This is a genomic window from Polaromonas sp. P3_B4 (assembly GCF_056402835.1).
Genome location: NZ_JBFUGQ010000001.1, coordinates 443,169 through 467,237, shown reverse-complemented (window position 1 = coordinate 467,237; position 24,069 = coordinate 443,169). Strand labels below are relative to the sequence as shown.

Below are 24,069 nucleotides of genomic sequence, written 5' to 3'. Positions count from 1 at the left end.
GCGATGCCGCGTCCGCTGAGCAACCTTACTTGTAGCGTTCCCGCGCCAGCGCCGCACCTGCGCCCAGCGCCTGCAGCTTCTTCAGCGCCACTTCGCGGTCCATGGGCGCCAGGCCGCAATTGGTGCAGGGAATCAATCGGTTCCTGGGCACATATTTGAGCGCCTTGCCGATGGTGTCGGCCACCTGCTCGGGTGTTTCAATCTCCTCGCTGGCGACGTCGATCACGCCGACCATCACGTCCTTGCCCTCGAGCAGCGCCATCAGGTGCGGCGGCACGTGGGAGTGGTAGCACTCCAGGCTGACCTGGCGGATGGTGCTTTTGGCGAGCGCCGGAAACACGGTTTCGTACTGCCGCCATTCCTCGCCCAGGGTTTCCTTCCAGTCGGTGTTGGCCTTGATGCCGTAGCCGTAGCAAATGTGCACGGCGGTCGTGCAGGTCAGATCCTGCGCCGCGCGCTCCAGCGCCCTCACGCCCCAGTCGGCGGCTTCCTTCATGTAGACATTGAAGGCGGGTTCGTCGAACTGAATGATGTCCACTCCGTCGGCCTGCAGCGCCAACGCTTCCTGGTTCAGCAGTTCGGCAAACGCCATCGCCATCTTGACCTTGTCGCCGTAGAACTGGTCGGCCACGGTGTCGACAATCGTCATCGGGCCCGGCAAGGTGAATTTGATTTTTTTGGTGGTGTGCGCGCGCAGCAGCCGTGCTTCAGCGGCATGCACCCGGCCCTTGAGCTTGAGCTGGGACACCACCTGCGGCACCATCGCGTCATAGCGGTTGTCGCGTATGCCCATCTTGACCTTGTGCTCGAAGTCGATGCCTTCAACCTGCTCCAGAAAACCGTGCACAAAGTGCTGGCGCGACTGCTCGCCGTCACCAATCACGTCCAGGCCCGCGTCTTCCTGCACCTTGATCCACAGCAGCGTGGCGTCGGCCTTGGCCTGCTTGAGTTCTTCGCCTTCACTTTTCCACTGAGGCCAGAGTTTTTGGGTTTCCGACAGCCAGCCGGGTTTGGGCAGGCTGCCGGCGATGGCGGCGCTAAAGAGCGGAGTGGCAGGAGGCGTTTGCATGGGGTGGTCCTTGTCTCAATATTTGTTCAATGCTTTTTTTTGGTGGCCGGTTTCAAACTCAGAAAAACTCCCGCGCCAGCAGTTCATAGGAGCGCCTGCGGGCGGCGGGGTCATGCGTCCAGGTGATCACGACCAGCTCGTCAACCCCCAGTGTATGGGCCAGCGCCCTTAATTTAGCGGCTACTTGCGGGCCGCTGCCGACCAGCGCATTGGCCCTGAGCCTGTCGGCCTCCATCTGCTCGACCGGCGTATATGGCCGCTGCGCCACCTCTTCGGGCGAGGGCAGAGCCGCCAGTGCACCTCGGTTACGGTCTATCTTCCAGCGCTCGCGGCCCGAGAAGTGGTGCCAGGCCTCGGCCTCGGTGTCAGCCGCCAGCGCCCACACGCAGAGCACCGCCTGCGGCGTGGGGTGGCGCGGACTGGGCCGGTAGGTCGAGCGGTAAATCTCCAGCGCCTGCTCCACACCCTGCCCGTCAGTGATGAAGTAAGCAAACGCATACGGCAAGCCGTAGTGTGCGGCCAGCTGCGCGCCGTAGTCGGAGCTGCCCAGCATCCACATCTCCGGCGTGGTCGGGCCCATGGGGTTGGCCGTCACACCACGGCCCGGGTGGCCTTCGGGCAGGTCAACGCCCGCCAGCCAGGCCTGCAGCTCGCGCACCTGAATGGGAAAGTTCTCGGCCGACTGGCGCGGGTCGCTGCTGAGCAGGCGCGCCGTGCGCATGTCCGAGCCCGGCGCGCGGCCCACACCCAGATCGATGCGGCCGGGGGCGATAGCTTCCAGCACCCGAAACTGCTCGGCCACCTTGAGTGCCGCATAGTGCGGCAGCATGACACCGGCACTGCCCACACGGATGCGGCTGGTGGTGGCCGCGATGGCCGCCATCAAGACTTCGGGGGCCGAGCCGACGATGCTGGGGTGACTGTGGTGTTCGCTGACCCAAAAGCGCTTGTAGCCCAGCGCTTCGCAATGGCGGGCCAGCTGCAGGGTTTCACGGATGGAGGCGTCTTCCGTACGGCCGGTGACGGCGACGGACTGGTCGAGAACGGAGAGGCTGGTGCGATGTTGCATGCTAGCTGGGACAAATAAAAACGATGGATTTTGGGTCAGGACAAGGCGCAAACCACAGCGATACGAAGGTATCGCGCGGATTTGCAACGCAGGCCTGGCGCAAAAGACGCGTTTTTATGTTCCAGATGGCATGCAACATCGCGCCCGGCATCGGATGACTATAGCCAGACCCCTTAAATCCCGCTCGGGCGGGGTTACCCCGGGACGACTTTGTTCCCGCTCTGTTCCAATAGAGGGTTCGTTCCCGTCCAGACCCGAGATAAAGAAGTAAATCCTATGGCACTCAAAGCCACTATCTACAAAGCCCAGCTAGCCCTGTCCGACATGGACCGCAGCATCTACGCCGACCACAGTGTGACCATTGCGCGCCACCCGTCGGAGGCCGACGAACGCATGATGATCCGCCTGCTGGCCTTCGCGCTCAACGTGCCGGCCGACGACAAAAAGGGCAACCTGGAATTTGCCAAGGACCTGTGGGACGTGGACGAAGCGGCGCTCTGGCACAAGGACTACACCGAGCAGATCCTGCACTGGATCGACGTAGGCCAGCCCGACGACAAACGCCTGATGAAGGCCGCAGGCCGGGCCGAACGCGTGAGTGTCTACAGCTTTGCCAGCAGCACACCGGTCTGGTGGAAGAACATTGAAACCAAGCTCACCCGCGCGGCCAACCTGGTGGTCTGGCAGATCGACGCGGCTGAAAGCCAGGCGCTGGCCAAGCTGGCCGAGCGCAGCATGCAGCTGCAGGTGACGGTGCAGGACGGCACGGTGTGGATGAGTACAGCGCTCGGGTCGGTAGAGATCACACCGCGCCGGTTGACGGCCGGCGAGTCTTAAACACCAGGACGCCGAGAGGACGCATCCTTCGCGTCCCTGGAATCCTGGTGCTGGCCTTGATGCTGATAAAGCGGCAGCTTCGCACCGCAATGAAAGCAAAAGTCTGCCTCGGGCAAGTGGCCTTCGGTCAGGCATTCATGGCAGGTGCGCGTGGTTGGCAGGGCCAGATGCTGCAGGCGCCGCTCCGCCGCCATTTCGGCCGTGACAATGCCGGTGGGCACAGCCAGAATGCCCCAGCCCAGCAACATCATGAATGACGAGATCAGCCGGCCCAGGTCGGTCTTGGGCGTGATGTCGCCAAAGCCCACGGTGGTGACGGTGCTGATGGCCCAATACACAGAAGTCGGGATGCTGGTAAAGCCGTTGGAAGGCCCTTCGACCACGTACATCACAGTGCCCATCACCAGCACCATCATCACCACGGCCGACAGGAACACCAGAATCTTGCGGCCACTTGCTGCCAGCGCACGGCCCAGCGACTGGTATTCGGCCACATAGGCAGCCAGCTTGAAGATGCGGAACACACGCAGCAGCCGCAGCACGCGCACATCGATGAGCGCATGGAGTTCCGGAAAAAACAGCGCCAGGTAGGTTGGCAACACGGCGACCAGATCGATGATGCCGAAAAAGCTTGTCGCGTACTGCAACGGCTTGCGCACACACACCAGGCGCGCGATGTATTCAGCGGTGAACAGCAGCGTGAAAATCCATTCGATCATCGCGAACGCCCGGCCGTGCGAAGCATGGATCGCCTGCACGCTGTCGGCCATCACCACAGCGATGCTGACCAGGATAAGGGCGATCAGGGTCTTGTCAAAAAACCGTCCGGCACGGGTGTCAGCCTCAAAGATGATGGTGTACAGGCGTAGCCGCCAGCCATCGAGGGGCTTGTCATCCAGGTCGGAAGGAGGAAGAGGCGGAGCGGGTTTGGCCATGCAGGAAAGGTGCAGCAAGCGCCGCGTGTTCATTGGGTTGACAGAGCAGCACGATACCTGACCGGAAAAGCCTTCACGGCCGCGCAGGAATTTGCTACTATTTTTATAGCTGCTTGCGCCTGTCCATTATGGCTTTCAGCCACTTTTACTAAAAATCATCCGAACGACATCAGGATGCCGGCTGGCGGTATCTGGCCCAGGCTGCTTCCGTGGGCGTGGTGCTGGCGCCCGGCTGCTGCGGCAGGCTGAAGTGGCCGTCTACCACCTGCGCGGGCTCCAGGAAGCAGTCCTTGATCCAGGGAATGTATTCAAGCACTGTGCACGCCGGGTGCGCGTGGTTCAGGTGCACATGCACCTGGCTCATGTCGCCCGCGTGCGGCGCTACCGGCAACCGGAAGGAATGCGCCGTGTCGCACACCCGCAGCACTTCAGTGACGCCGCCCATGCGCGTCACATCAGGCTGCACCCAGTGAATGGCTTCCTGGTGGAAGAATTCGGCAAACGCATCGTGCGTGTAGAGCTGCTCGCCCAGCGCGACGGGAATGCTGGTGCTGCGCGCCAGTTGCGCATGGCCTTTCACGTCGTCGTACCAAAGCGGCTCTTCAATCCAGTACAAATCAAACGCCTCTGCCGCGCGGCAAAAGCGCTGGCAGGTGGGCAAGTCCCATTTGCCGTTGCCGTCGGTCGCCATCGTGATGGCGGGACCGATGGCGCGGCGTACCGCCTCCAACCGTTTCAGGTCACGGTCGACGCTGGAGCCAATCTTGACCTTGATGCCAGTGAAGCCTTCGTCGACTGCGCGCTTCGCCCCTGCCACCAGTTGTTCGTCGGGAATGCTGAGCCAGCCGATGTCGGTGTTGTAAGCGCGTACTTTCTCGCGCACCTGGCCGCCCAGCAGCTTCCACAGAGGTACACCTGCAGCCTTGGCCTTCAGGTCCCAGAGGGCGATGTCGATGGCCGCCTGCGACAGCGTGGTGATGCCGGCGCGCCCTACCCATTGCAGCGCGGGGTTTCGCGCCAGCTTGAGCCACAAGCGCTGGATGTCTGCCGCATCTTCACCGATCAGAAGCGGCGCATGGCAGGTCTCGATGCAGCGCGTGATCAGCTGGTCGCTCGGCAAATGGGCATGGGTGCCGGTGAAGCCGTACCCGGTGAGCCCGTTGTCTGTGTCTATCTGCGCCCCGACCACGCCCCAGTGCGAAATGGTATGGGTGCTGTCGGCAATCTGCGAGCCCGTAACGGGCACATGCAGGATAAACGGCTTGACCGATGTGATTTTCAATTTTGTCTCCGGGTGGCGCTCAGAAGGCTCAGAACCCTCATCGTGCCAGAGTCTTCACCGTGCGCCCTGCTCCGCTTCCTGCAACGCGCGCCACATCACTTTGCCCGAGCCGCTCTTGGGCAGTGCATCGACAAACTGCACCACACGCGGATATTTGTACGCCGCCATGTTCTCCTTGCACCAGTTGATGATGTCGTCTTCCGTCGTCTGGCCTTTGGCCGCGGCGCGCAACACCACCACAGCCTTGACGGTTTCGCCGCGGTAGGCATCCTTGGTGCTGATGATGCAGGCCTCCTGGATGGCCGGGTGCTTGAACATCAGCGCCTCGACCTCGGCCGGCCACACCTTGAAGCCTGATGCATTGATCATGCGCTTGAGCCGGTCGGTGATGAAAAAATAGCCTTGCTCGTCCATGCGCCCCAGATCGCCCGAGCGAAAGAAACGTTTGCCGTCGAGCTCGATAAAAGCTTCGGCCGTCGCGTCCGGACGCTTCCAGTAGCCCTGGAATATCTGCGGCCCGCTCATGATGATTTCGCCCTGCTCGCCCTGTGGCACTTCCTTGAGCGTGACCGGATCGATGATGCGCGAGTCGCAGCTCACGAAGGGAACACCCAGGCATTGCTGTTTGGTGGCGTCATAGGGGTTGCTGTGCGAGGGCGCCGCGGTTTCCGTCAGGCCGTAGCCCTCGGCAAAGCGCAGGCCGTATTGTTCCCACAGGCGCTGGGCCACAGCCTGCGGCATGGCCGCCCCGCCGCCGCCGATGTAGACCAGGCTGCGAAGGTCGAAGCTGGCGAAGTTAGGGCTGCCCAGCAGGTCGATCACCATGGTGGGGATATTCGTCCAGTGCGTCACCCCCCATCGCGAGATCAGGCGCCCGGCCAGCTCGCGGTCCCATCGCGGCATGATGACCAGCGTCGCACTGCCGTAAATGGAAGCGTGCATGACCGACACCATGCCTGTGATGTGAAACATCGGCACCACAGACAGCGTGACGTTTTCAAACGTGCTGCCGCCCCACAAACAGCTGGCCACCGCGTTGTGCATGATGCTGGCGTGCGTGTGCATGCAACCCTTGGGCAGGCCGGTGGTGCCGCTGGTGTAGGGCAGCACGGCCAGGTCCTGCGGTGTAGCGGTGTGTGGGGGCAGCTCGGTGGTTTCTCCGGCCGTCATCGCATCAGCCCAGCTCATCACCGTGCCGCCATCCAGTGCGGGCAGCGAGTGGCGCGTGCCCAGCCAGTCGCGCCAGGCGTCGGGCATCGCTGCATCGTCGCCGCCGGATTGCTCCATGTCAAAAGCATCGCTGTAATGCGTGACCACCAGGTGCATGAGCCGGTCGGTGGGTGCCAACTGTGCATTGGCCCTGGCCAGCTCGGGCGCCAGGTCGGCTGTGGTGATGGCAATCCTGGCGTCGGGATCGATGATGTAGTGCTTGAGTTCTTCGGCCCGGTTCATCGGGTTGACCGGCACCACCACGGCGTTGGCCCGCAGGATCGCAAAGTGCGCGATCACCCACTGCGGGCAGTTCTGCATGTTGAGCACCACGCGGTCGCCCTTGCGCACGCCCATGCGGTAAAGCGTGGCTGCCAGGCGCTCCGCCCGACGCATCACTTCGGCATAACTAAGCGCGCGGTTGAAGAAAACCAGCGCGGGCTTGTCCGGAAAGCGCAACGCGCTGACCGCCAGGTTGTGCCAGAGCGAAGTCGCCGGCGGCGTGATGCTGTGCGGCAGGCGCTTGGGCCAGACCTGGTGGTGCAGGTTGTGCGGAGTTGCTGCGGGGACGGCCTGGCCGGTGTTGGAATCAAGGGTCAAGAAAAAGGCTCCAGACAAGTACTGACTTGGGACCCAAGCCTACCCCGAGTCCACACTGCCCACATCCGGGAAGCTCCTGATAAAACACTGTCACTTGAGCGACCCGCGCTCACTATGATGGATTGCACCCCGTGCGAGAGCACATGCTTCCCCCTTTCACGAAGGAAGTCCTTCCGGCCTCACCGTTTACACGCGGAAATAAAAGTAGAAACATCCAGGAGACACCATGACCCGATTTCTCGCCCTTCGACGCAAAACCCTGATGTCGGCTTGCGCGCTGGCCTTCACAGCGCTGGCCTCTGGCGCAGCGTTCGCGGCTTTTCCCGAAAAACCCATCCGCGTGGTGATCGGTTTTCCGGCCGGCGGGCCGCTGGACCAGCATGCACGCCTCTTGACCGAGCGCCTGCAGGCCGTGCTGGGTCAGCCCATCGTGATCGACTACAAATCCGGCGCCGGCGGCACCGTGGGCGCACAAGACGTCATGAAGGCCGCGCCCGACGGCTACACCCTGATGCTGGCCAACACCGGCGTGATGGTGATCAACCCCGCGCTCTACAGCAAGCTGCCCTACAACACGCTGAAAGACTTCACCCCGATTGCGCGCACCGCCATGCAACCGCTGGCGCTGCTGGTCAACCCCAAGCTGCCGGTCAACAACCTCAAGGAATTCATCGCCTACACCAAGGCCAGGCCCGGCCAGGTCAACTACGGATCGGCCGGCAACGGCGGCATCAGCCATCTGGTGCCCGAGATGTTCAAGAATGCCACCGGGCTCTTCATGGTGCACATCCCCTACCGCGGCAGCGCCCCCGCTTTTACCGACCTGATGGCAGGCCAGGTGCAGTTCATGGGCGAATCGATTCCGCAGGCAGCCAACTATCACAAGCAGGGCAAGGTTCGTGCGCTGGCCGTGACCAGCAAGGAGCGCAACCCCGCCCTGCCCGACATCCCGACCGTCATTGAATCGGGCATCACGGGGTTTGAGGTGGTGGGCTTTTACGGCTTCCTCGCACCCGCCGGCCTGCCCAAGGACGTGACCGCCAAACTCAGCGATGCCTTCAGGCAAGTCATGGCCAGCCCGGACATCCGCAACCGCATGGTCACGCAAGGGGCCGACCCTGCCTTCATGGGCAGTGACGAATTCGCCCAGTTCCTGGCCACTGAAATGCCGCGCTGGGCCCAGGCGGTCAAGGCTTCCGGTGCAAAGCTGGACTAACCAGCTCCCCGCGCGGCAAACCGCGGGCATCTGCGCGGGCCGCGCCACTCCCCGTTCTGGTGCGGGCAGCCCCAAAAACCCGCAAACCGGGCCTTTTGGCACGCCAGATAGGTGCACATAGCTTGTATACCAGTTGATTGAACCAGTTTGTCGGCTGGCACGGGATATGCACTGTCTGGTGCATGGCCACCGCCTCCGACATTTCCAACCGCATCATTGAAGCCGTGATGGCGCAAAAGCTTGCGCCCGGCGCGCGCCTGGGCGAGCAGCAGCTGGCCATGTTGTTTGACTGCAGCCGCACCATCGTGCGTGAGGCCCTGACCCGGCTGGCGGTGCGCGGCATCGTTACCGTCAGCAGCCGGCGTGGCTGGTACGTCATCGAGCCTTCGCAGGAAGAGGCGCGCGAAGCCTTCGAGGCGCGCCGCGTGATCGAGATGGGCCTGATCCGCTGTACCGGTGACGTCAGCAAGGCTGCCATCAAGCAGCTCAAAAGCCACCTCACCCGCGAGAAAGCCGCCGTCAAGGGCGACGACGTGGGCCTGCGCAGTTTTTTGCTGGGCGACTTTCATGTGTGCCTGGCCGAATGCCTGGGCAACAGCCTGTTGGCCGATACCCTGCGCGACTTCACCGCGCGCACCACACTCATTGCCATGCTCTACCAGTCGTCGCACGACGCGGCGCAATCCTGCGAAGAGCATGTGCAGATCGTGCAGGCCCTTGAAAAGGGCGACCTGGCCAAGGCTGAAAAGCTCATGCAAGCCCATATCGGCAGCGTGCAGGCCGCGCTCAAGCTGCAGGTCGGCGCCGGCGACCCGCTGTCGCATCTGCGCAGTGCATTAAGTCCACTGGATGCGCAGAGCCCCAGCAACAAGGCGGCGTCCTCGCCGCCCTCCCGTGTTCGCAAGCCCGGCCGTGCTTCGGCCAAACCCACTGACGATTCCTCAACTTACCTTGGAGCCCTGCTATGAATCCCAGCAAACGCGTTTTTTCTCTTGCCCTTGCCGCAGCCGCCGTGCTGGGCGCCACCGGCGTCCATGCACAGACTGCGCTGGACGACATCATGAAAGCCAAAGAGATCAAGATCGCCATCCCGACCGACTTCCCACCCTACGGCATGGTTGGCACTGACCTGAAACCCCAGGGCCTGGACGTGGAAATGGCCGGCTACATCGCGCAAAAACTCGGTGTGAAAATCGAGCTCGTGCCCGTCACCAGCGCCAACCGCATCGCTTATCTGCAAACCAAAAAGGCCGACCTGGTCATCTCCACACTGGGCAAAAACCCCGACCGCGAAAAAGTCATCGACTTCACGGTGGCCTACTCGCCCTTCTTCCAGGCGGTGTTCGGCCCCAAGAGCGTCAGCGTCAAGTCGTTTGCCGATCTTTCCGGCAAGAGCATCAGTGTCACGCGCGCCGCCCTGGAAGACCAGGAGCTGAGCAAGGTTGCACCCGCCGGCGCGGACATCAAGCGCTTTGAAGACAACAACACCACCGTGTCGGCCTACACCGCAGGCCAGGTGCAACTGATCGCCACCGGCGCGTCAGTAGCCGGCAACATGATGGCCAAGAACCCGCAACTGAACACCGAGTACAAATTGCTGCTCGCCGACAGCCCCAACTTCATCGGCGTCGCCAAGGGTGAAGACAAGCTGCGCCTGAAGGTCAATGAAGTGATTGCCGAAGCCAAGAAAAATGGCGACCTGGACAAGATCGCGATGAAGTGGCTGGGTCGCCCTGCCGGCAATTTACCCTGACCCCCGTTGAGGCTCACTTCGTGTAGCCTCCTCCCCCCTGCAGGGGGCGCCGCTTGCGGCCCGGCAAAGCCGGTTCCGCTGCGGCCGCTGGCCTGCAGGCAGCCCCTCTCAACAGGAAGTGAATCAGATGCGTGTCGAGCTTGATTTCATGGCAGTTCTGTCCCAATGGCCGCTGCTGGCTGTTGGCGTCGCCTGGACGCTGGGTCTGACGGCGATCTCGTCGGTACTCGGCATGTTCATGGGGATGGCGTTTGCCTGGGCGCGTGCCAGCGGGCCCACGTGGCTGCGCTGGGTGGTGGGTACGTATGTGGAATTGATCCGCAACACGCCCTTCATCGTTCAGCTGTTCTTCATCTTCTTCGGCCTGCCGGCTGCGGGCTTCAGGCTGTCGCCTGAGACGGCCTCGGTGCTGGCGATGGTGATCAACCTGTCTGCCTACGCCACCGAGATCATTCGCGCGGGCGTTGAAGCCACACCGCGCGGGCAGATTGAAGCGGCCGAAAGCCTGGCGCTCAACCGGGTGCAGATTTATACCCGTGTGGTGCTGCCGCCGGCACTCAAGAAGGTCTGGCCCGCCATGGTGAGCCAGATCATCATCGTGATGCTGGGCTCCGCAGTGTGCGGGCAAATCTCGACGCAGGAACTCTCTTACGCCGCCAACCTGATCCAGGGCCGCAACTTCCGGGCGTTTGAGGCCTTCATCATCGCCACACTGATCTATTTGGTGCTCTCCGTTGCGGTGCGCAAGCTCCTCAACTGGATGGGTCCGAAGTTCCTTTTTGGTCGCTGACTATGCCCCCACGTTCGCTCACTTCGTGTAGCTCTCTGCCCCCCGAGGGGGCGCTGCGCCTGCGGCCCGGCAAAGCCGGTTCCGCGGCCCCTGCTGGCGTCAAGAATCCAGCGCTCAAAAGGAATCGCCGTGATTGAATTCTCAGTCTGGGACATCTTCCGCAACCTGCTGCTTGCAGCGCGCTGGACCGTTGTACTCTCACTCGTCGCCTTCATAGGCGGCGGCATCGTCGGCATGCTGTTGCTGGTCGGCCGGCTGTCCGCCACCCGCGCGGTGCCGGGCGCACAAAAGGCCGCGCTCATTACGCGGCGCGCGCTGGACGGCTATGTGCTGCTGTTCCAGGGCACGCCGCTGCTGATGCAACTCTTCCTGGCTTACTTCGGCCTGGCGCTCTTCGGCATCAATGTGCCCGCCTGGGTGGCCGCCGCGGTGGCGCTGACGCTTTACACCAGCGCCTACCTGGCCGAAATCTGGCGCGGCTGCGTCGACGCCATCCCCAAAGGCCAGTGGGAAGCCGCGCAAAGCCTGGCGCTCAACTTCGGCGAGCAGCTCAAGTACATCGTGCTGCCGCAAGCCGTGCGCATTGCCGTGCCGCCCACCGTGGGTTTCCTGGTGCAGGTCATCAAGGGCACGGCGCTGGCCTCGGTGATTGGTTTTATCGAACTGACCAAGGCCGGCACCATGATCACCAACGCCACCTTCAAACCCTTTGTGGTGTACAGCTGCGTCGCGCTGATGTACTTCGCGCTGTGTTTCCCCGTGTCCCTGTATGCCCGCAAGCTTGAGAGGAAAGCCCGAAATGGACGCTAACGTCGCACCACCCCCTGCAGCCGCCGCAACAACTTCGTCCGACAGGACTCTTGTCGAGATCAATCAACTTCGCAAAAGCTTCGGCGCCAACGAAGTTTTAAAAGGCATTGATCTGGAGGTCAAGGCCGGCGAGGTGATTGCCATCATCGGCAAAAGCGGCTCGGGAAAAAGCACGCTGCTGCGCTGCATCAACGGGCTGGAAGTCTTTCAGAGCGGTACGCTGCGCGTGGACGGCAAGCACCTGTTGCACGACAGTCCGCAGGTCATGCGCGAGCTGCGCCAGCATGTCGGCATGATCTTCCAGAGCTTTAACCTCTTCCCGCACCTGACGGTCGGCAAAAACATCATGCTGGCGCCCACGCTGGTCAAGAAGACGGCTGGCGCTCCCGCCGAAGAACATGCGCGTGCGCTGCTGCAACGTGTGGGCCTGGCCGAAAAATTCGAGGCCTGGCCCGACCAGCTTTCGGGCGGGCAACAGCAGCGCGTGGCGATCGCGCGCGCACTGGCCATGCAGCCTTCGGTGCTGCTGTGCGACGAGATCACCTCGGCACTGGATCCGGAATTGGTGGGCGAAGTGCTGCAGGTCGTGGAGAGCCTGGCCGCCGAAGGCATGACGCTGCTGATGGTGACCCACGAAATGAACTTCGCGCGCAAGGTGTGCGACCGCGTGGTCTTCATGCACCAGGGCCGCGTGCACGAGATTGGGCCGCCCGACGAAGTGTTTTCGAATCCACAAACCGCCGAGCTGAAGCAGTTCCTCGGGATGATCCAGTAATCCGGGAAATCCATGACACCTTCCGCGACGCCCGGCACGCTGCACGTCCCCGCCGGCCACGGCAAAGCGCTGCGCCTTCAGGCCGGGCAAGCCGTGAAGGTCATCAACACCCATGGCACGCAGGTGGTCGATTGTTGGGCCTTTAATGCCTACGACCTGAACGAATTCATGTGCATGGAAACCACCCGCGTGTGGAACCAGCACCTGAATCCCGTCGTCGGCGACTCTTTCGTCACGAACCAGCGCCACCATATCCTCACCGTGGTGGAAGACAGCACGCCTGGCGTGCACGACACCTTCATGGCCGCTTGTGACCGCCGCCGTTATGAACTGCTGGGCGTGAAGGGCTATCACCGCAACTGTTGCGACAACATGTTTGAAGGCATGTTCGAGCTGGGCCTGACGCCGCCGCGCGCCATTCTCGCTTCGTTCAACATCTTCATGAACATCCGGGTGCAGCCCGACGGCATCACACTCAAAACCCTGCCCACCGTGACGAAGGCCGGCGACTCAATCACGCTGCGCGCCGAGATGGACTGCTTTGTCGCGTTTTCCGCCTGTCCGCAGGACATCGTGAAAATCCAGGGCGCGGGCGACAACACGCCGCAGCCGGTAGACCTGGAAGTGCTGCAAAGCACATCAACCCTGCCCGCCAGCGACCCCTGGATCCCGCAAACCTGACGGGGTCGCGCCAAACCGCCTTTCCCCCGCTCCTGCAGGGTTGGGTGAGTTCCCGCACAATAGCGGTGACGTCTTTTTGTTGCTCTCAATTTGATAGCTGCTTGCGCTGATTCCGGTTGGTCCGAAGGCCGATTTGTTGCCTAACCGCTCGCCCGCCCCCAACCATGCCTTCACCCTGATCTGCCCACCGGATTCCTGCTGCCCATGACTGCCATGCCGCCCATTCTCTATTTCTTCGCCCTGTGCAACCTCGTGATCGGCAGCGGGGCTTTTGTGCTCGGCGGCATCCTGCAGCCCATGAGTGCCTCGCTGGGCATCAGTGTGGCCGCCGCCGGCCAGGCCATGACGGCATACGCCATTGCCACCGCGGTGCTGGCGCCCCTGCTCATCATCCTTACCGCCAGGTGGCCACGCAAGCGCGCCGTCCAGCTGGCACTCAGCCTGTTTACCGCCGGTTGCCTGGTTTGCGCCGTCGCGCCCAACTTTCCCCTGCTGCTGCTGGGCCGTGTGCTGATGGGAGCTGGTGCCATGTTCACCGCAGCGGCATCGGCGCTGGCGGTCAGCATGGTGGTGCCGGCCCTGCGCGGCCGGGCGCTGTCCATCACCTTCCTGGGCATGAGCATCAGCTACGCCGTGGGCCTGCCGGTCGGCGCCTGGCTGGGCTTTGAGTTTGGCTGGCGCGTGCCGGTCTGGCTGTCGGCCGGGGCCAGCCTGGCGGCGCTGGTCGCGGCGAGCTGGCTGATCCCGGCCGACATGGCCAGCGCAGGCACCAGCTTTGCGGGTTTCCGCGCCGCAGCGCGCCAGCCCGCCGTGCTGCGCGTATGGGGCCGAACGCTGCTGTACTTCATCGCCATCTTCAGTGTTTTTGCCTATGTCGGCCCGGTGCTGCAGGCACTCAACCCCATGAGTTCAGCGCAGCTTTCCGCCACGCTGGCCGTCTTCGGCCTGGCGGGCGTGGCCGGCACGCTGATGGGCGGCTGGGCCACCGACCGCTTTGGCGCACTGCGCAGCATGCGCGTGCAGCTGGCTGTGCTGGTGGCGATGATGTGCCTGCTGCCGCTGACGCGCGGCCATGTGCCGGCCACCATGGCCGTGCTGGTTCTGTGGGGCATTGCAGGTTTCGGGCTGATGGCACCGCAGCAAAGCCGGCTGGCCACCTTGTCGCCCGCACAGGCACCGCTGCTGCTCAGCCTCAATGGCTCCATGCTATACGTGGGCACGGCGCTGGGCGCTGTGGTCAGCGGTGCGGTGCTCGATCAGGTGGGTTTTGCGCAGCTGGGCTGGGTCGGCGTGCCTTTTGGTTTGCTGGCCATGCTGACGCTGGTGTTCGACCGCATGCCGGCCCGTGTGCAGGTGTCCGCCGCCGCCTGAACGTCTCTTCAAACTCCACACCCAGACCATGACACCCCAACAGCAACTCGAAGCACTGCAAGCTGCGCTGCAGCAACTGCGCAGTGACGACATTCGCGTGGGCACCTTTGCACAACTGGCCGCGCAGCAGCAAAGCCTTGCGGCTGCCCTGCCGGCCCGCTTCAATGATGTGCTGTCGCAGTTGCTCAACCGGCTGGAGTCCGCCGCACTCTTCACCGAAGAAAGCTGTTCATTCAGCCAGAAGGAATTGCTGGACAGCCTGCAGCTATGGATCGACAAGGCGCAGCTGCAACTTCAGAAAACCTGATGGTGCAAGGCAGGCTGCGGGGCCGCCTTCTTCAACCGCCGGAATGCCCATGGCGGTGATGGGCGTCAGGGTAATGCGCATGGCTGTGGGCCAGGGGCTCATGGCGGTGGCGATGTGAATGCATCCCTGGAACCGCCTGTGCATGCTCATGCGGGTGATGTGCGTCATGCGCATGCAGGTGTTCGTGTTCCAGCGCTTCGTGCCGATGCATGTGCGCATGATGCTCGGTCAGGTGCAGCCAGATGCCGACCGCCATCAGCAAGGCGGCGCCCACCAGTTGCCAGGTGACGGGCTCGGCAAGAAACACCACGGAAAACAATGCGCCCACAAAAGGCGCTGTCGAAAAGTACGCGCCGGCCCTTGATGCCCCAAGGTGCCGCAAGGCCACCACAAAAAGCGCCAGACTCACGCCGTAGGCCAGCAGGCCGACCGCCATCGCGGCGGAGATTTGTACCGCACCCGGCAACGCCGCGCCTGCCAAAAAAGCCAGCAGCAGATTGGTCACGCCAGCTGCCAGCCCTTTCACGCAGGCAATCCATGACGCATCCACCAACGACACCTTGCGCGTGAAGTTGTTGTCCAGGGCCCAGAAAAAACACGCCAGGGTCACGGCGAGCGCGGGCCACAGCGCGCTGAATGTTGACCCCGCCGTGGCCGCAGCCTGCTGCGGCCAGCTCAACAGCACGGCACCCGCCACGATAGCGGCCATGCCCGTCGCAATACGGCGGTCAAAGTTTTCCCTGAACACCATCCATGCGAGCACGGCGGTCAATACCGCCTCAGCATTGAGCAGCAGGGCCGCATGGCTGGAAGGCATCGCCGACAGGCCGTACATCAGCAGCACCGGCGCCAGCCCGCCGCCACACAGCACGGCCGCGGCCAGCCAGCGACCCTCGCCGCGGTTCAGGCGTGGCTGGGCAGCACCGCGCAGGCGCCGATAAATCGCCAGCCCCAGACCGGAGCCCAGGTACAAAAGCCCGGCGAGTATCCAGGGGTTGACCTGGCCGAGTAGCGACTTGGCCAGCGGCGTGCCCGCGCCGAACAGGAAAGCCGAGGCCAGGGCGGCTGCAACGCCAGGCTTCAAAAGCATGGAATGAAGTTTCAAAGGACGAATCTACTTGTCATGAGTGATCTTGACAGTTTCCGCTGCCGGCCTTGCGATGGCAAGCTTGATGGGTTTGCGCGGGAACTTTTTAAACGCATCGCCTATCATTCACCCATGCGCCACCTGCTCTTCGCCCTGATGATCGCCCTGCTGCCCTTGCGCGGCTGGGTGGGCGATGCGATGGCGACGCAAATGGCGGCGGCCCATGTGCAACACAGGCAGCTTGCTTCCGCAGAACAGTCCGCTACCAAAACGATAGCAGCTTCCGCTCACCACATGGGGGCTGAAGGCCATTCAGGCCACGAAGAGACGTCGCCCGAAGCAACCATGGCCATGCACGACTGTGCCGGGAACACCTCCGACAGCAGCACCCCGACGAATGACGCCGGCTGTGAGTCCTGCGCGGCCTGCCAGGCCTGTCATACGGTGGCGCTGTCGCTGGCAACGTCAGACCAGAGCCCCGTTTTCAAAGGACGCAGCCTGCTGCGCCCGGCGCCAGACCAGTTTGCCAGTGCCGACGCCGCGCTGGGCCAAAAACCACCCATTTCCTGATCTCCAGGCCCGTAGTGGGCCTGTACTTGCCGTCCGGCAGGGCCTTTCAGGCTCTTGACGCCGGATACCCGCGATTTTCCGCAAATCGCCCCGCTTGTATTCAGGAGATTCTTGTGACTATTCGTTTCATTCCCGGCCCGCGCGCAGCGCTGGCCCTCGCACTCTTTTTCATCGGTTCTGCCAGGGCCCATGCACAGGCAGATCCCTACCCCCGGGTGAACCCCCGCCCCACCGAACAGGCTGCCAATCCGGACATGCCGGTACCGTCCACCGTGTACCAGTCCGTATTTGTGAACCGTCCGCAGGGCGTGGAGCCGGCCAGCGATGACTGGAAAAAATCCAACGCCACTGCGGGCCAGTTCAAAAAAGGGCATGCTGACCTGCTGAAATGGGAAGAGGCCCAGGCGCCACGCACCGAACCTGCGGCGCCCGCCGCTTCGAAACCATGAGGCCCGGCATGACCTCCGCTGCCGGCCAACGCCACATCGCTCCACGTCTGGGTTCATTGGCGCTGCTTATGCTGGCCCTCGCGGGCTGCACAACGGCAGTGCCCGACGGCGGCGTGAGTGGCCTGCAGGCGCTGGCCGCCCCGCAACCGGGCGGCTCGGGCACTGCGCCCCCCGTGCTCATTGCGCGGCCGGGCAAAGACACCAGCGCCGCCGTTGCCGACCTGCTGAAAGGCCCGCTCAGCGCAGAAAGCGCGGTGCGCATTGCACTGCTCAATAACCCCGGCCTGCAACTGTCCCTGGCCGGCGAAGGCGTCAACATCACGGATGCCGTATCTGCCAGCCCGGCCAAACTCAAGGCCGCGCAAGACATCACCCTGCTGTCAAGCGATACCCGCAAAGCCTGGATCAACGCAGTGGCTGCCGCGCAGACAGCGCGCTTTATGGACGAGGCCAGGGAGAACGCGGAAACCGGCGGCGAGCTGGCGCGCCTCATGGCACGCGCAGGCAACTGGAGCAAGCTGCAGCAGGCCCGCGAACAACTGCTGCTGGCCGAGGCCACGGCGCAATTGGCGCGCGCCCGGCAGGCCGCGTTCAGCGAGCGCGAAAAACTCGTGGTGGTGATGGGCCTGTGGGGCGCGCAAGCCGGCTTCACCTTGCCCGAACGGCTGCCCGACCTGCCGCCAAAAGCGCAAGACATGCCGGATATCGAAAGCCGCGTGCTGCAGCGGCGGCTGGACCTGCGCCTGGCGACGGCGCAATGGGCAGGACAACGCGCCATCCGGCCCCAACCCGGTGCCGACGGCCTGTGGGACACCCTGGGTGATTCGGCACGTGTGCGCGAACTGGCGGTCAGGGCGCGCAGCGAAGCACGCGAGGCTTACCACAGCTACCGCACGGCCTACGACCTGGCACGCCACTATCAGACGGAAGTGATGCCGCTTTACCGCTTCATCCAGGATGAAACGGTGCTGCGCTACAACGGCATGCTCACCAGCGTCTTTGACCTGCTGGCCGGCGCCCGCGCGCAGACCCTGGCCGCTGCCGGCGCCATCGAGGCGCAACGCGACTTCTGGCTTGCCGAAGCCGACCTTCAGGCAGTGCTGGCCGGCGCATCGCCCGGCCCGGCCGCGTCCAGGTCTACCGGTAAAGCCGCCACCACGGCCGCAGCGCGCTGAGCACACACCCCAACACAAGGAATCCCATGAACCGACGAAATTTCTTTAACCGCACGGCGCTGACGGCGGTTGCCGCCGCGTCCGTCAGCAAGGTAGCGATGGCCGCGCTGCCGGAACCCATGACGATGAACAAGGCCGACACCGCGCCGCCGCTTGCGCCGCCGAACGGCCGGCCCTACAACCCGGTCGTCACCCTGAATGGATGGACGCTGCCCTGGCGCATGAACAACGGCGTGAAAGAATTCCACCTGGTGGCAGAGCCGGTGGTGCGCGAAATGGCCCCGGGCTTCAAGGCCCACATGTGGGGCTACAACGGCCAGAGCCCGGGCCCCACGATTGAGGTCGTCGAAGGCGACCGCGTTCGCATATTCGTCACCAACAAGTTGCCCGAACACACAAGCATCCACTGGCACGGCCAGCGCCTGCCCAACGGCATGGACGGTGTGGCCGGGCTGAACCAGCCGGCGATCCCGGTGGGCAAGACGTTTGTGTATGAGTTCGCGGCGCGGCGCCCCGGCACATTCATGTATCACCCGCATGCCGACGAAATGACACAGATGGCCATGGGCATGATGGGTTTCTGGGTTACACACCCCAGGGAAAAACATCCGCTCATCGACGTCGTCGACCGCGACTTCGTGTTCCTGCTCAACGCCTACGACATCGAGCCCGGCAGCATGACGCCGAAGATCATGACCATGCTGGACTTCAACCTGTGGAGCTGGAACAGCCGCATCTTCCCCGGCATTGACCCACTGGTGGTGCGCAGGAACGACAAGGTGCGCATACGCGTGGGCAACCTCACCATGACCAACCACCCGATGCACCTGCACGGGCACGAGTTCACGGTGACCGGCACCGACGGCGGCCCCACGCCGCGGCCGGCCCGCTGGCCGGAAGTGACGACGGATGTTGCCGTGGGCCAGATGCGCCAGTTTGAATTTCTGGCGGACGAGGAAGGCGACTGGGCTTTTCATTGCCACAAAAGCCACCACACCATGAACGCCATGGGTCACGACGTGCCCACCATGATTGGCGTGGACCACCGCGGTCTCATCAAGAAAATCCAGAAGGCTGTGCCCGACTACATGGTGATGGGCGAACGCGGCATGGCCGATATGGGGGAGATGGAGATGCCGATCCCCGACAACACCGCGCCCATGATGACGGGCAAGGGCCCCTACGGCGGCGTGGAAATGGGCGGCATGTTCAGCGTGCTCAAGGTGCGCGGGGACCAGAAGCCCGGCGACTACAAGGACCCGGGCTGGTACCGGCAGCCGGCCGGCACGCAGGCTTATGAGTGGAAGGGCGCCCTGCCCGACCCGGCCCGCCCCCTGGCTGGCAATGCGGCCGCACCTGCGGGTGGCACTGAAATCAATATCCGCAAACCCCAGGGCCATACCGGCCACTGACCCAGAACCTTGAGGAACACCATGAAAACCCAAAACGCTCTTAAATTGATAGCTGCTTGCGCTTTACTGTCGGGCGCTACAGCCCTGTTTGCCCAACATGGCCGGACGAGGGGTGAAAACCCCGCAGCAAGTCCCTACGCGGGCCAGCAAGCGCGCGGCATCAAAGCCCTGTCGGCGGCACAAACCGCTGACCTTCTGGCCGGCAAAGGCATGGAACAAGCCAAAGCGGCCGAATTGAACGGTTACCCGGGGCCCATGCACGTGCTGGAACTGGCCGGCCCGCTGGCGCTGAGCGCCGCGCAAAAGCAGGCCAGCGAAGCACTGATGAACCAGCACAAGGCCGAGGCCCGCGCGCTGGGCGCCAGGCTGGTAGAGGCCGAGCGTGACCTGGACAGCGCCTTTGCCGGCAGGCAGGTGAACGCGGCACAGGTTGATGCCCTGACCCGGCAGATTGGCCTGCTTCAAGCCCAGTTGCGTGCCTCGCACTTGCATACGCACTTGCAACAGGCCGGTTTATTGACACCGCAGCAGATAAACCTTTACGCGGATTTGCGCGGCTACAGCGATGCGCCGGGCACAGCGGCCGGGCATCCCGGGCACCAACATTGATTTGACTTTGAACTTTTGACTCTTTAACTTCCTATACAAGGACCACACCATGAACCCACTTATCGCCATTCTTGCTACCGCCGTTTTTGCAGCCTCGGCCGCGCCAGCTTTCGCCCACGGCGATGCTGCCCACAGCCCCAGTGCGGCCCCAGCCCCGAAGGAGCAAAAGCCCTGGGGCATCGCGGGAGATGCCAGTGCAGCCACACGCACCGTCACGCTGTCCATGGACGACAACATGCGGTTCACACCCGACAAGCTCTCGTTCAAGCAAGGCGAAACCGTGCGTTTTGAAATCCGCAATCGCGGCAAACTTTTGCATGAACTGGTGATCGGGACCCAAAAGAATCTCGACGAACACGCGGCGATGATGGTGAAGTTTCCGGGCATGGAGCACGACGAACCCTACATGGCGCACGTGCCGGCGGGCAAGTCGGGCGGGTTGGTCTGGACCTTCAACCGCGCCGGCGAATTCGACTTCGCCTGCCTGATCGCCGGCCACTACCAGGCAGGCATGGTGGGCAAGATCACTGTTGCGGCCCGCTGATCCGTTCACACAAGGAGTACACATGATGCAAAGACGACAACTCATCCAGGTGACGGCCGCGATTGCAAGCGCTTCAGCCCTCACCCCGGCACTGTGGGCCCAGACGACCCAAGTACCCGTCGAAGTCTGGAAAGACCCTGACTGCGGCTGCTGCAAGGACTGGGTGACGCATCTGCAGGCCAACGGGTTCCAGGTTCGCATTCACGACAGCGGCAACACGGCGGCGCGGACCCGGCTCGGCATCCCGGAAAAGCTCGGCTCCTGCCACACGGCGGAAGTCAGCCTGGCCGGCAAGCGCTACGCACTGGAAGGCCATGTGCCGGCCCGCGAGATCTACCGCCTGCTCAAAGAGAGCCCGCAGGCCGTAGGCCTGGCCGTTCCCGGCATGCCGGTGGGCTCGCCCGGCATGGATGCGCCGCTTTATGGCGGACGCAAAGACCCGTATGACGTGCTGCTGGTTCACCGCGATGGCAGTACCCGCATTTACCAAAGCTATCACCGCACCTGAAAGGATTCCCCATGAAACGTTTTAACCGCATAGGGACTGCCCTGTTTGCCGTACTGGCCACGTCGCTTTCCCTGGCGCAGGCGGCCTTGCCGCCGACCGAAGGCGAAGTCCGCAAAGTCGATAAAGAGGCCGGCAAGATCACCCTCAAGCACGGTGAGATCAAGAACCTGGACATGCCCGGCATGACCATGGTGTTCCAGGTCAAGGACCCCGCGATGCTGGAAGCGGTCAAGGCCGGGGACCAGGTCAGTTTCACCGTAGACAAGATCAACGGGGCCTATACCGTGCTTTCCATCGAACCCCGCAAGTAAGTGCCCACCGGCACGATCGCCAATCCGCTCTCATTTTGATAGCTTATTGCGCTTGTCCTGATTGGCCTGCAGGCCATTTTTACCAATAGACAAACTTTGCCTGCAGGCCGGCAGCGGCCCCATGCTATGGTTCGGCGCATGCCTAAAACCATTCGCTACACCCTGTTGTCCCTGCGCGATCTGTGGGTCTCCGCCGGCCCGTTCATCCTGCTGGCGGCGGCGCTGCTGGTATTGGCCTATTGGTGGCTGGACCCGAACCCGCCCAAGCGGGTGACCCTGGCGACCGGCCCGGCGCAAAGCGCCTATGAAGAATTCGGCAAACGTTACGCCAAGGCGCTGGCTCAGGAGGGCATCCAGGTGGTCCTTGTACCCTCGGAAGGCTCAGCCGCCAACCTGCAGCTGCTGCGCGAAGGCAAGGTGGACGTCGGTTTTGTCCAGGGCGGCACCAGCGACTACACCGCCCAGGATGAAGAAGACCTGTCGTCGCTGGGCAGCCTGTTTGTCGAGCCGCTCTGGTTGTTCTACCGGGAAGATGCGGCGCGCAAGGTGGCTGCCGCGGCACGGGCCGCGAAGGCACCAGGCAGCCGACTCGCCGCAAAGGCAGACTCCGCGGATACGGGCGAAGACGCCAGCCTCACATCGCTCACGCAATTGCAGGGCCTGCGCGTCAACCTGGGAACGCCAGGCAGCGGAGTCCCCAGCCTGATGGCAAAACTGTTCGACAGCAACCGCATCGACCCCGCTACGATGAAAGTCTCCAGGCTGGAGCAGACACCCGCGACCGTGGCCTTTCTGGGCGGCGAACTGGACGCGATTGTGTTCGCGTCCGCCCCGGAGTCGCTGATGGTGCAGATGCTGCTGCAAACCCCCGGCGTCAAGCTCATGAATTTCGCCCAGAGCGAAGCCTATTCGCGGCGCTTTGCATTTTTGACGCCGACCCGCCTGCCACGCGGTGTGGTGGATCTGGCGGGCAATATTCCGCCCGATGACGTACGGCTGGTCGCGTCGACCACCTCACTGATCACGCGCTCCGGCATCCACCCCGCACTGCAGCAACTGCTGGCCCAGGCCGGTAACGACATCCACGGCGGGGCCGGCTGGTTCAAAAGCGCCCGCGAATACCCGAACCGCGACAACAGCGAATTGCCCATTGCCAAGGAGGCCGAGCGCGCCATCAAGAACGGCACCCCCGTGCTGCAGCGCTACCTGCCCTTCTGGGTAGCCAACCTGGTCGAGCGGATGTGGCTGGCGATGGGCATCATCATCGCCATCATGCTGCCGCTGTCGCGCATCATCCCGCCGCTTTACGCCTTTCGTGTGCGTTCACGCATCTTCCGCTGGTACGGCCAACTGCGCGACATCGAAAACCGCGTGGAAATCTCCGGGGAAAACAGCGGCAACGCGGCCTTGCTGGAAGAACTCAACAACCTGGAAAGCCGCGCCGAAAAAATCACGGTGCCGCTGTCCTATACCGACGAGTTGTATGCGCTGCGCGGGAATATTCACCTGGTCCGAAAAAAGCTGCAAAGGCTTTAAAGCCGGTCGCGCCGCAAAGAGGCGCGCGGCACCTTAAAAGGGCAATGAAAGGCCCGATTCAGGGCAATTGCCGGGGCCACGTGGTTCTTTAACCCTAAAGTAAACCCCTGTGTCGGCATAGCAATTGCTCTGCTAGTATCGTCCGACACTTTTCTTTGGCCAATGCTTGCTTTTATTCTGCGCCGCCTGATCCAGGCCGTGATCGTGATGGTCGTGGTCGCCTTGATTGCCTTCATGCTCTTTCAGTATGTCGGTGACCCGGTGGTGTTCCTTCTGGGACAGGACGCCACACCGGCGCAGATCAGGCAACTGCGTACCGACCTCGGGCTGGACCGGCCTTTTATCGTCCAGTTCTGGCATTTCCTGGTCAACGCCGCGCAGGGCGAATTCGGCTTGAGCCTGCGACAGGGCGCCAAGGTGTCGCGCCTGATTTCCGAACGCTTCCCCGCCACGCTGGAGCTGGCGCTGGTGGCGGCCGTTTTGGCCTTGCTCATCGGTATCCCGATGGGCGTGTATTCGGCGCTGCGCCGCGGCTCGTTCCTGAGCCAGGTGTTCATGACGGTGTCGCTGCTGGGTGTTTCACTGCCCACTTTCCTGATCGGCATCCTGCTGATCCTGGTGTTCGCCGTGGGCCTGGGGTGGTTCCCGAGCTTTGGCCGTGGCGAGACGGTGCAGATCGGCTGGTGGAGCACAGGCCTCTTCAAGGCCGACGGCTGGCACCACATCGTCCTGCCGGCCGTGACGCTGGCCGTCTTTCAGCTCACGTTGATCATGCGGTTGGTGCGCGCCGAAATGCTGGAGGTATTGCGCACCGACTACATCAAGTTCGCACGGGCCCGCGGCCTGCCCGACCGGGCCATCCATTTCGGCCATGCCTTGCGCAACACGCTGGTGCCGGTAATGACCATTACCGGGCTGCAACTGGGCGGACTGATCGCCTTTGCCATCATCACCGAAACCGTGTTTCAGTGGCCGGGCATGGGCCTGCTGTTCATTCAGGCAGTGACCTTTGCCGACATCCCCGTCATGGCCGCTTACCTGTGCCTGATTGCGCTGATTTTTGTGGCCATCAACCTGGTCGTCGACCTGCTGTATTTCGCAGTGGACCCGCGGCTTCGCGTCGGCAATGCCACAGGCCACTGATGGCGCAGGCCGCGCCCCTTT

The 24,069-nt window shown here is 63.1% G+C and carries 26 protein-coding genes; 20 read left to right on the top strand and 6 right to left on the bottom strand.

The window, feature by feature from the left end; all coding sequences use genetic code 11:
* Positions 1-25: 25 nt before the first annotated feature.
* Together AC1DVV_RS02165 and AC1DVV_RS02160 are read right to left on the bottom strand one after the other, a co-directional pair.
* Positions 26-1,069 (bottom strand): methionine synthase, encoded by a 1,044-nt coding sequence (locus tag AC1DVV_RS02165; protein WP_477702262.1) that lies wholly within the window; start codon positions 1,067-1,069, stop codon positions 26-28.
* Between the two features lie 58 nt (positions 1,070-1,127).
* Positions 1,128-2,138 carry an LLM class flavin-dependent oxidoreductase gene (locus AC1DVV_RS02160; protein ID WP_457279221.1) on the bottom strand — a complete coding sequence of 337 codons (1,011 nt, stop codon included), beginning with the start codon at positions 2,136-2,138 and terminating at the stop codon, positions 1,128-1,130.
* Positions 2,139-2,414: 276 nt separating this feature from the next.
* Here AC1DVV_RS02160 and AC1DVV_RS02155 point away from each other — a divergent pair, with 276 nt between their 5' ends.
* Entirely contained in the window at positions 2,415-2,975 is a 561-nt protein-coding gene (locus tag AC1DVV_RS02155) for a YaeQ family protein (protein WP_457279222.1), read from the top strand.
* On the opposite strand, the gene AC1DVV_RS02150 is transcribed toward AC1DVV_RS02155, so the two are convergent.
* The 3 genes from AC1DVV_RS02150 to AC1DVV_RS02140 all read right to left on the bottom strand — a co-directional run bounded on the left by AC1DVV_RS02150 (position 2,972) and on the right by AC1DVV_RS02140 (position 7,001).
* Positions 2,972-3,910 carry an ion transporter gene (locus tag AC1DVV_RS02150; protein ID WP_457279223.1) on the bottom strand — a complete coding sequence of 313 codons (939 nt, stop codon included), beginning with the start codon at positions 3,908-3,910 and terminating at the stop codon, positions 2,972-2,974. The genes AC1DVV_RS02155 and AC1DVV_RS02150 overlap by 4 nt on opposite strands.
* Before the next feature lie 169 nt (positions 3,911-4,079).
* On the bottom strand, positions 4,080-5,192 hold the full coding sequence (locus AC1DVV_RS02145; RefSeq protein WP_477702260.1) for a mandelate racemase/muconate lactonizing enzyme family protein: 1,113 nt from the start codon (positions 5,190-5,192) through the stop codon (positions 4,080-4,082).
* 54 nt (positions 5,193-5,246) lie between these two features.
* Positions 5,247-7,001 (bottom strand): long-chain fatty acid--CoA ligase, encoded by a 1,755-nt coding sequence (locus tag AC1DVV_RS02140; RefSeq protein WP_477702259.1) that lies wholly within the window; start codon positions 6,999-7,001, stop codon positions 5,247-5,249.
* 262 nt (positions 7,002-7,263) lie between these two features.
* Here AC1DVV_RS02140 and AC1DVV_RS02135 point away from each other — a divergent pair, with 262 nt between their 5' ends.
* The 9 genes from AC1DVV_RS02135 (at position 7,264) to AC1DVV_RS02095 (ending at position 14,704) form a co-directional block, all read left to right on the top strand.
* Positions 7,264-8,217: a Bug family tripartite tricarboxylate transporter substrate binding protein gene (locus AC1DVV_RS02135; RefSeq protein ID WP_457279788.1), complete on the top strand. Its 954-nt coding sequence runs from the start codon at positions 7,264-7,266 to the stop codon at positions 8,215-8,217.
* A gap of 182 nt (positions 8,218-8,399) precedes the next feature.
* A complete protein-coding gene (locus tag AC1DVV_RS02130) occupies positions 8,400-9,185 on the top strand; it encodes a GntR family transcriptional regulator (protein WP_457279226.1) in 786 nt (261 codons plus the stop codon).
* Positions 9,182-9,970 carry a transporter substrate-binding domain-containing protein gene (locus AC1DVV_RS02125; protein WP_457279227.1) on the top strand — a complete coding sequence of 263 codons (789 nt, stop codon included), beginning with the start codon at positions 9,182-9,184 and terminating at the stop codon, positions 9,968-9,970. Before AC1DVV_RS02130 ends, AC1DVV_RS02125 begins: the two co-directional genes overlap by 4 nt.
* Before the next feature lie 127 nt (positions 9,971-10,097).
* Positions 10,098-10,760, top strand: coding sequence for an amino acid ABC transporter permease (locus AC1DVV_RS02120; protein WP_477702258.1), 663 nt, complete (start codon positions 10,098-10,100; stop codon positions 10,758-10,760).
* 129 nt (positions 10,761-10,889) lie between these two features.
* The gene (locus AC1DVV_RS02115; RefSeq protein WP_457279229.1) at positions 10,890-11,570 is read left to right on the top strand and encodes an amino acid ABC transporter permease; all 681 of its coding nucleotides are present in this window, start codon (positions 10,890-10,892) and stop codon (positions 11,568-11,570) included.
* Positions 11,560-12,345: an amino acid ABC transporter ATP-binding protein gene (locus AC1DVV_RS02110; RefSeq protein WP_457279230.1), complete on the top strand. Its 786-nt coding sequence runs from the start codon at positions 11,560-11,562 to the stop codon at positions 12,343-12,345. The genes AC1DVV_RS02115 and AC1DVV_RS02110 overlap by 11 nt, the downstream gene beginning before the upstream one ends.
* Before the next feature lie 12 nt (positions 12,346-12,357).
* Positions 12,358-13,026 carry a DUF1989 domain-containing protein gene (locus AC1DVV_RS02105; RefSeq protein WP_477702257.1) on the top strand — a complete coding sequence of 223 codons (669 nt, stop codon included), beginning with the start codon at positions 12,358-12,360 and terminating at the stop codon, positions 13,024-13,026.
* A gap of 204 nt (positions 13,027-13,230) precedes the next feature.
* Positions 13,231-14,397, top strand: coding sequence for an MFS transporter (locus AC1DVV_RS02100; protein WP_477666309.1), 1,167 nt, complete (start codon positions 13,231-13,233; stop codon positions 14,395-14,397).
* A gap of 28 nt (positions 14,398-14,425) precedes the next feature.
* Positions 14,426-14,704, top strand: coding sequence for a hypothetical protein (locus AC1DVV_RS02095; protein WP_457279232.1), 279 nt, complete (start codon positions 14,426-14,428; stop codon positions 14,702-14,704).
* A gap of 31 nt (positions 14,705-14,735) precedes the next feature.
* Here AC1DVV_RS02095 and AC1DVV_RS02090 read toward each other — a convergent pair whose 3' ends face one another.
* Positions 14,736-15,794, bottom strand: coding sequence for a DMT family transporter (locus tag AC1DVV_RS02090; protein ID WP_477666308.1), 1,059 nt, complete (start codon positions 15,792-15,794; stop codon positions 14,736-14,738).
* 33 nt (positions 15,795-15,827) lie between these two features.
* On the opposite strand from AC1DVV_RS02090, the gene AC1DVV_RS02085 reads away from it, so the two are divergent.
* From AC1DVV_RS02085 to AC1DVV_RS02040, 10 genes are all read left to right on the top strand, one after another.
* Positions 15,828-16,361 (top strand): hypothetical protein, encoded by a 534-nt coding sequence (locus tag AC1DVV_RS02085; RefSeq protein WP_457279234.1) that lies wholly within the window; start codon positions 15,828-15,830, stop codon positions 16,359-16,361.
* Positions 16,362-16,474: 113 nt separating this feature from the next.
* The gene (locus AC1DVV_RS02080) at positions 16,475-16,810 is read left to right on the top strand and encodes a hypothetical protein (protein WP_457279235.1); all 336 of its coding nucleotides are present in this window, start codon (positions 16,475-16,477) and stop codon (positions 16,808-16,810) included.
* 8 nt (positions 16,811-16,818) lie between these two features.
* On the top strand, positions 16,819-17,985 hold the full coding sequence (locus AC1DVV_RS02075) for a TolC family protein (RefSeq protein ID WP_477702256.1): 1,167 nt from the start codon (positions 16,819-16,821) through the stop codon (positions 17,983-17,985).
* A 26-nt stretch (positions 17,986-18,011) separates the two neighbouring features.
* Positions 18,012-19,397 carry a multicopper oxidase family protein gene (locus tag AC1DVV_RS02070; RefSeq protein WP_477688799.1) on the top strand — a complete coding sequence of 462 codons (1,386 nt, stop codon included), beginning with the start codon at positions 18,012-18,014 and terminating at the stop codon, positions 19,395-19,397.
* Between the two features lie 21 nt (positions 19,398-19,418).
* The gene (locus tag AC1DVV_RS02065; RefSeq protein ID WP_477688798.1) at positions 19,419-20,006 is read left to right on the top strand and encodes a Spy/CpxP family protein refolding chaperone; all 588 of its coding nucleotides are present in this window, start codon (positions 19,419-19,421) and stop codon (positions 20,004-20,006) included.
* A 49-nt stretch (positions 20,007-20,055) separates the two neighbouring features.
* Positions 20,056-20,550 (top strand): cupredoxin domain-containing protein, encoded by a 495-nt coding sequence (locus AC1DVV_RS02060; protein ID WP_457279239.1) that lies wholly within the window; start codon positions 20,056-20,058, stop codon positions 20,548-20,550.
* A 22-nt stretch (positions 20,551-20,572) separates the two neighbouring features.
* Positions 20,573-21,058 (top strand): DUF411 domain-containing protein, encoded by a 486-nt coding sequence (locus tag AC1DVV_RS02055; RefSeq protein ID WP_457279240.1) that lies wholly within the window; start codon positions 20,573-20,575, stop codon positions 21,056-21,058.
* Positions 21,059-21,069: 11 nt separating this feature from the next.
* Positions 21,070-21,369: a copper-binding protein gene (locus AC1DVV_RS02050; protein WP_477702255.1), complete on the top strand. Its 300-nt coding sequence runs from the start codon at positions 21,070-21,072 to the stop codon at positions 21,367-21,369.
* A gap of 138 nt (positions 21,370-21,507) precedes the next feature.
* Entirely contained in the window at positions 21,508-22,905 is a 1,398-nt protein-coding gene (locus tag AC1DVV_RS02045) for a TAXI family TRAP transporter solute-binding subunit (protein WP_457279242.1), read from the top strand.
* Positions 22,906-23,067: 162 nt separating this feature from the next.
* Positions 23,068-24,048 (top strand): ABC transporter permease, encoded by a 981-nt coding sequence (locus AC1DVV_RS02040; RefSeq protein ID WP_457279243.1) that lies wholly within the window; start codon positions 23,068-23,070, stop codon positions 24,046-24,048.
* The last annotated feature ends 21 nt before the right edge of the window (positions 24,049-24,069 follow it).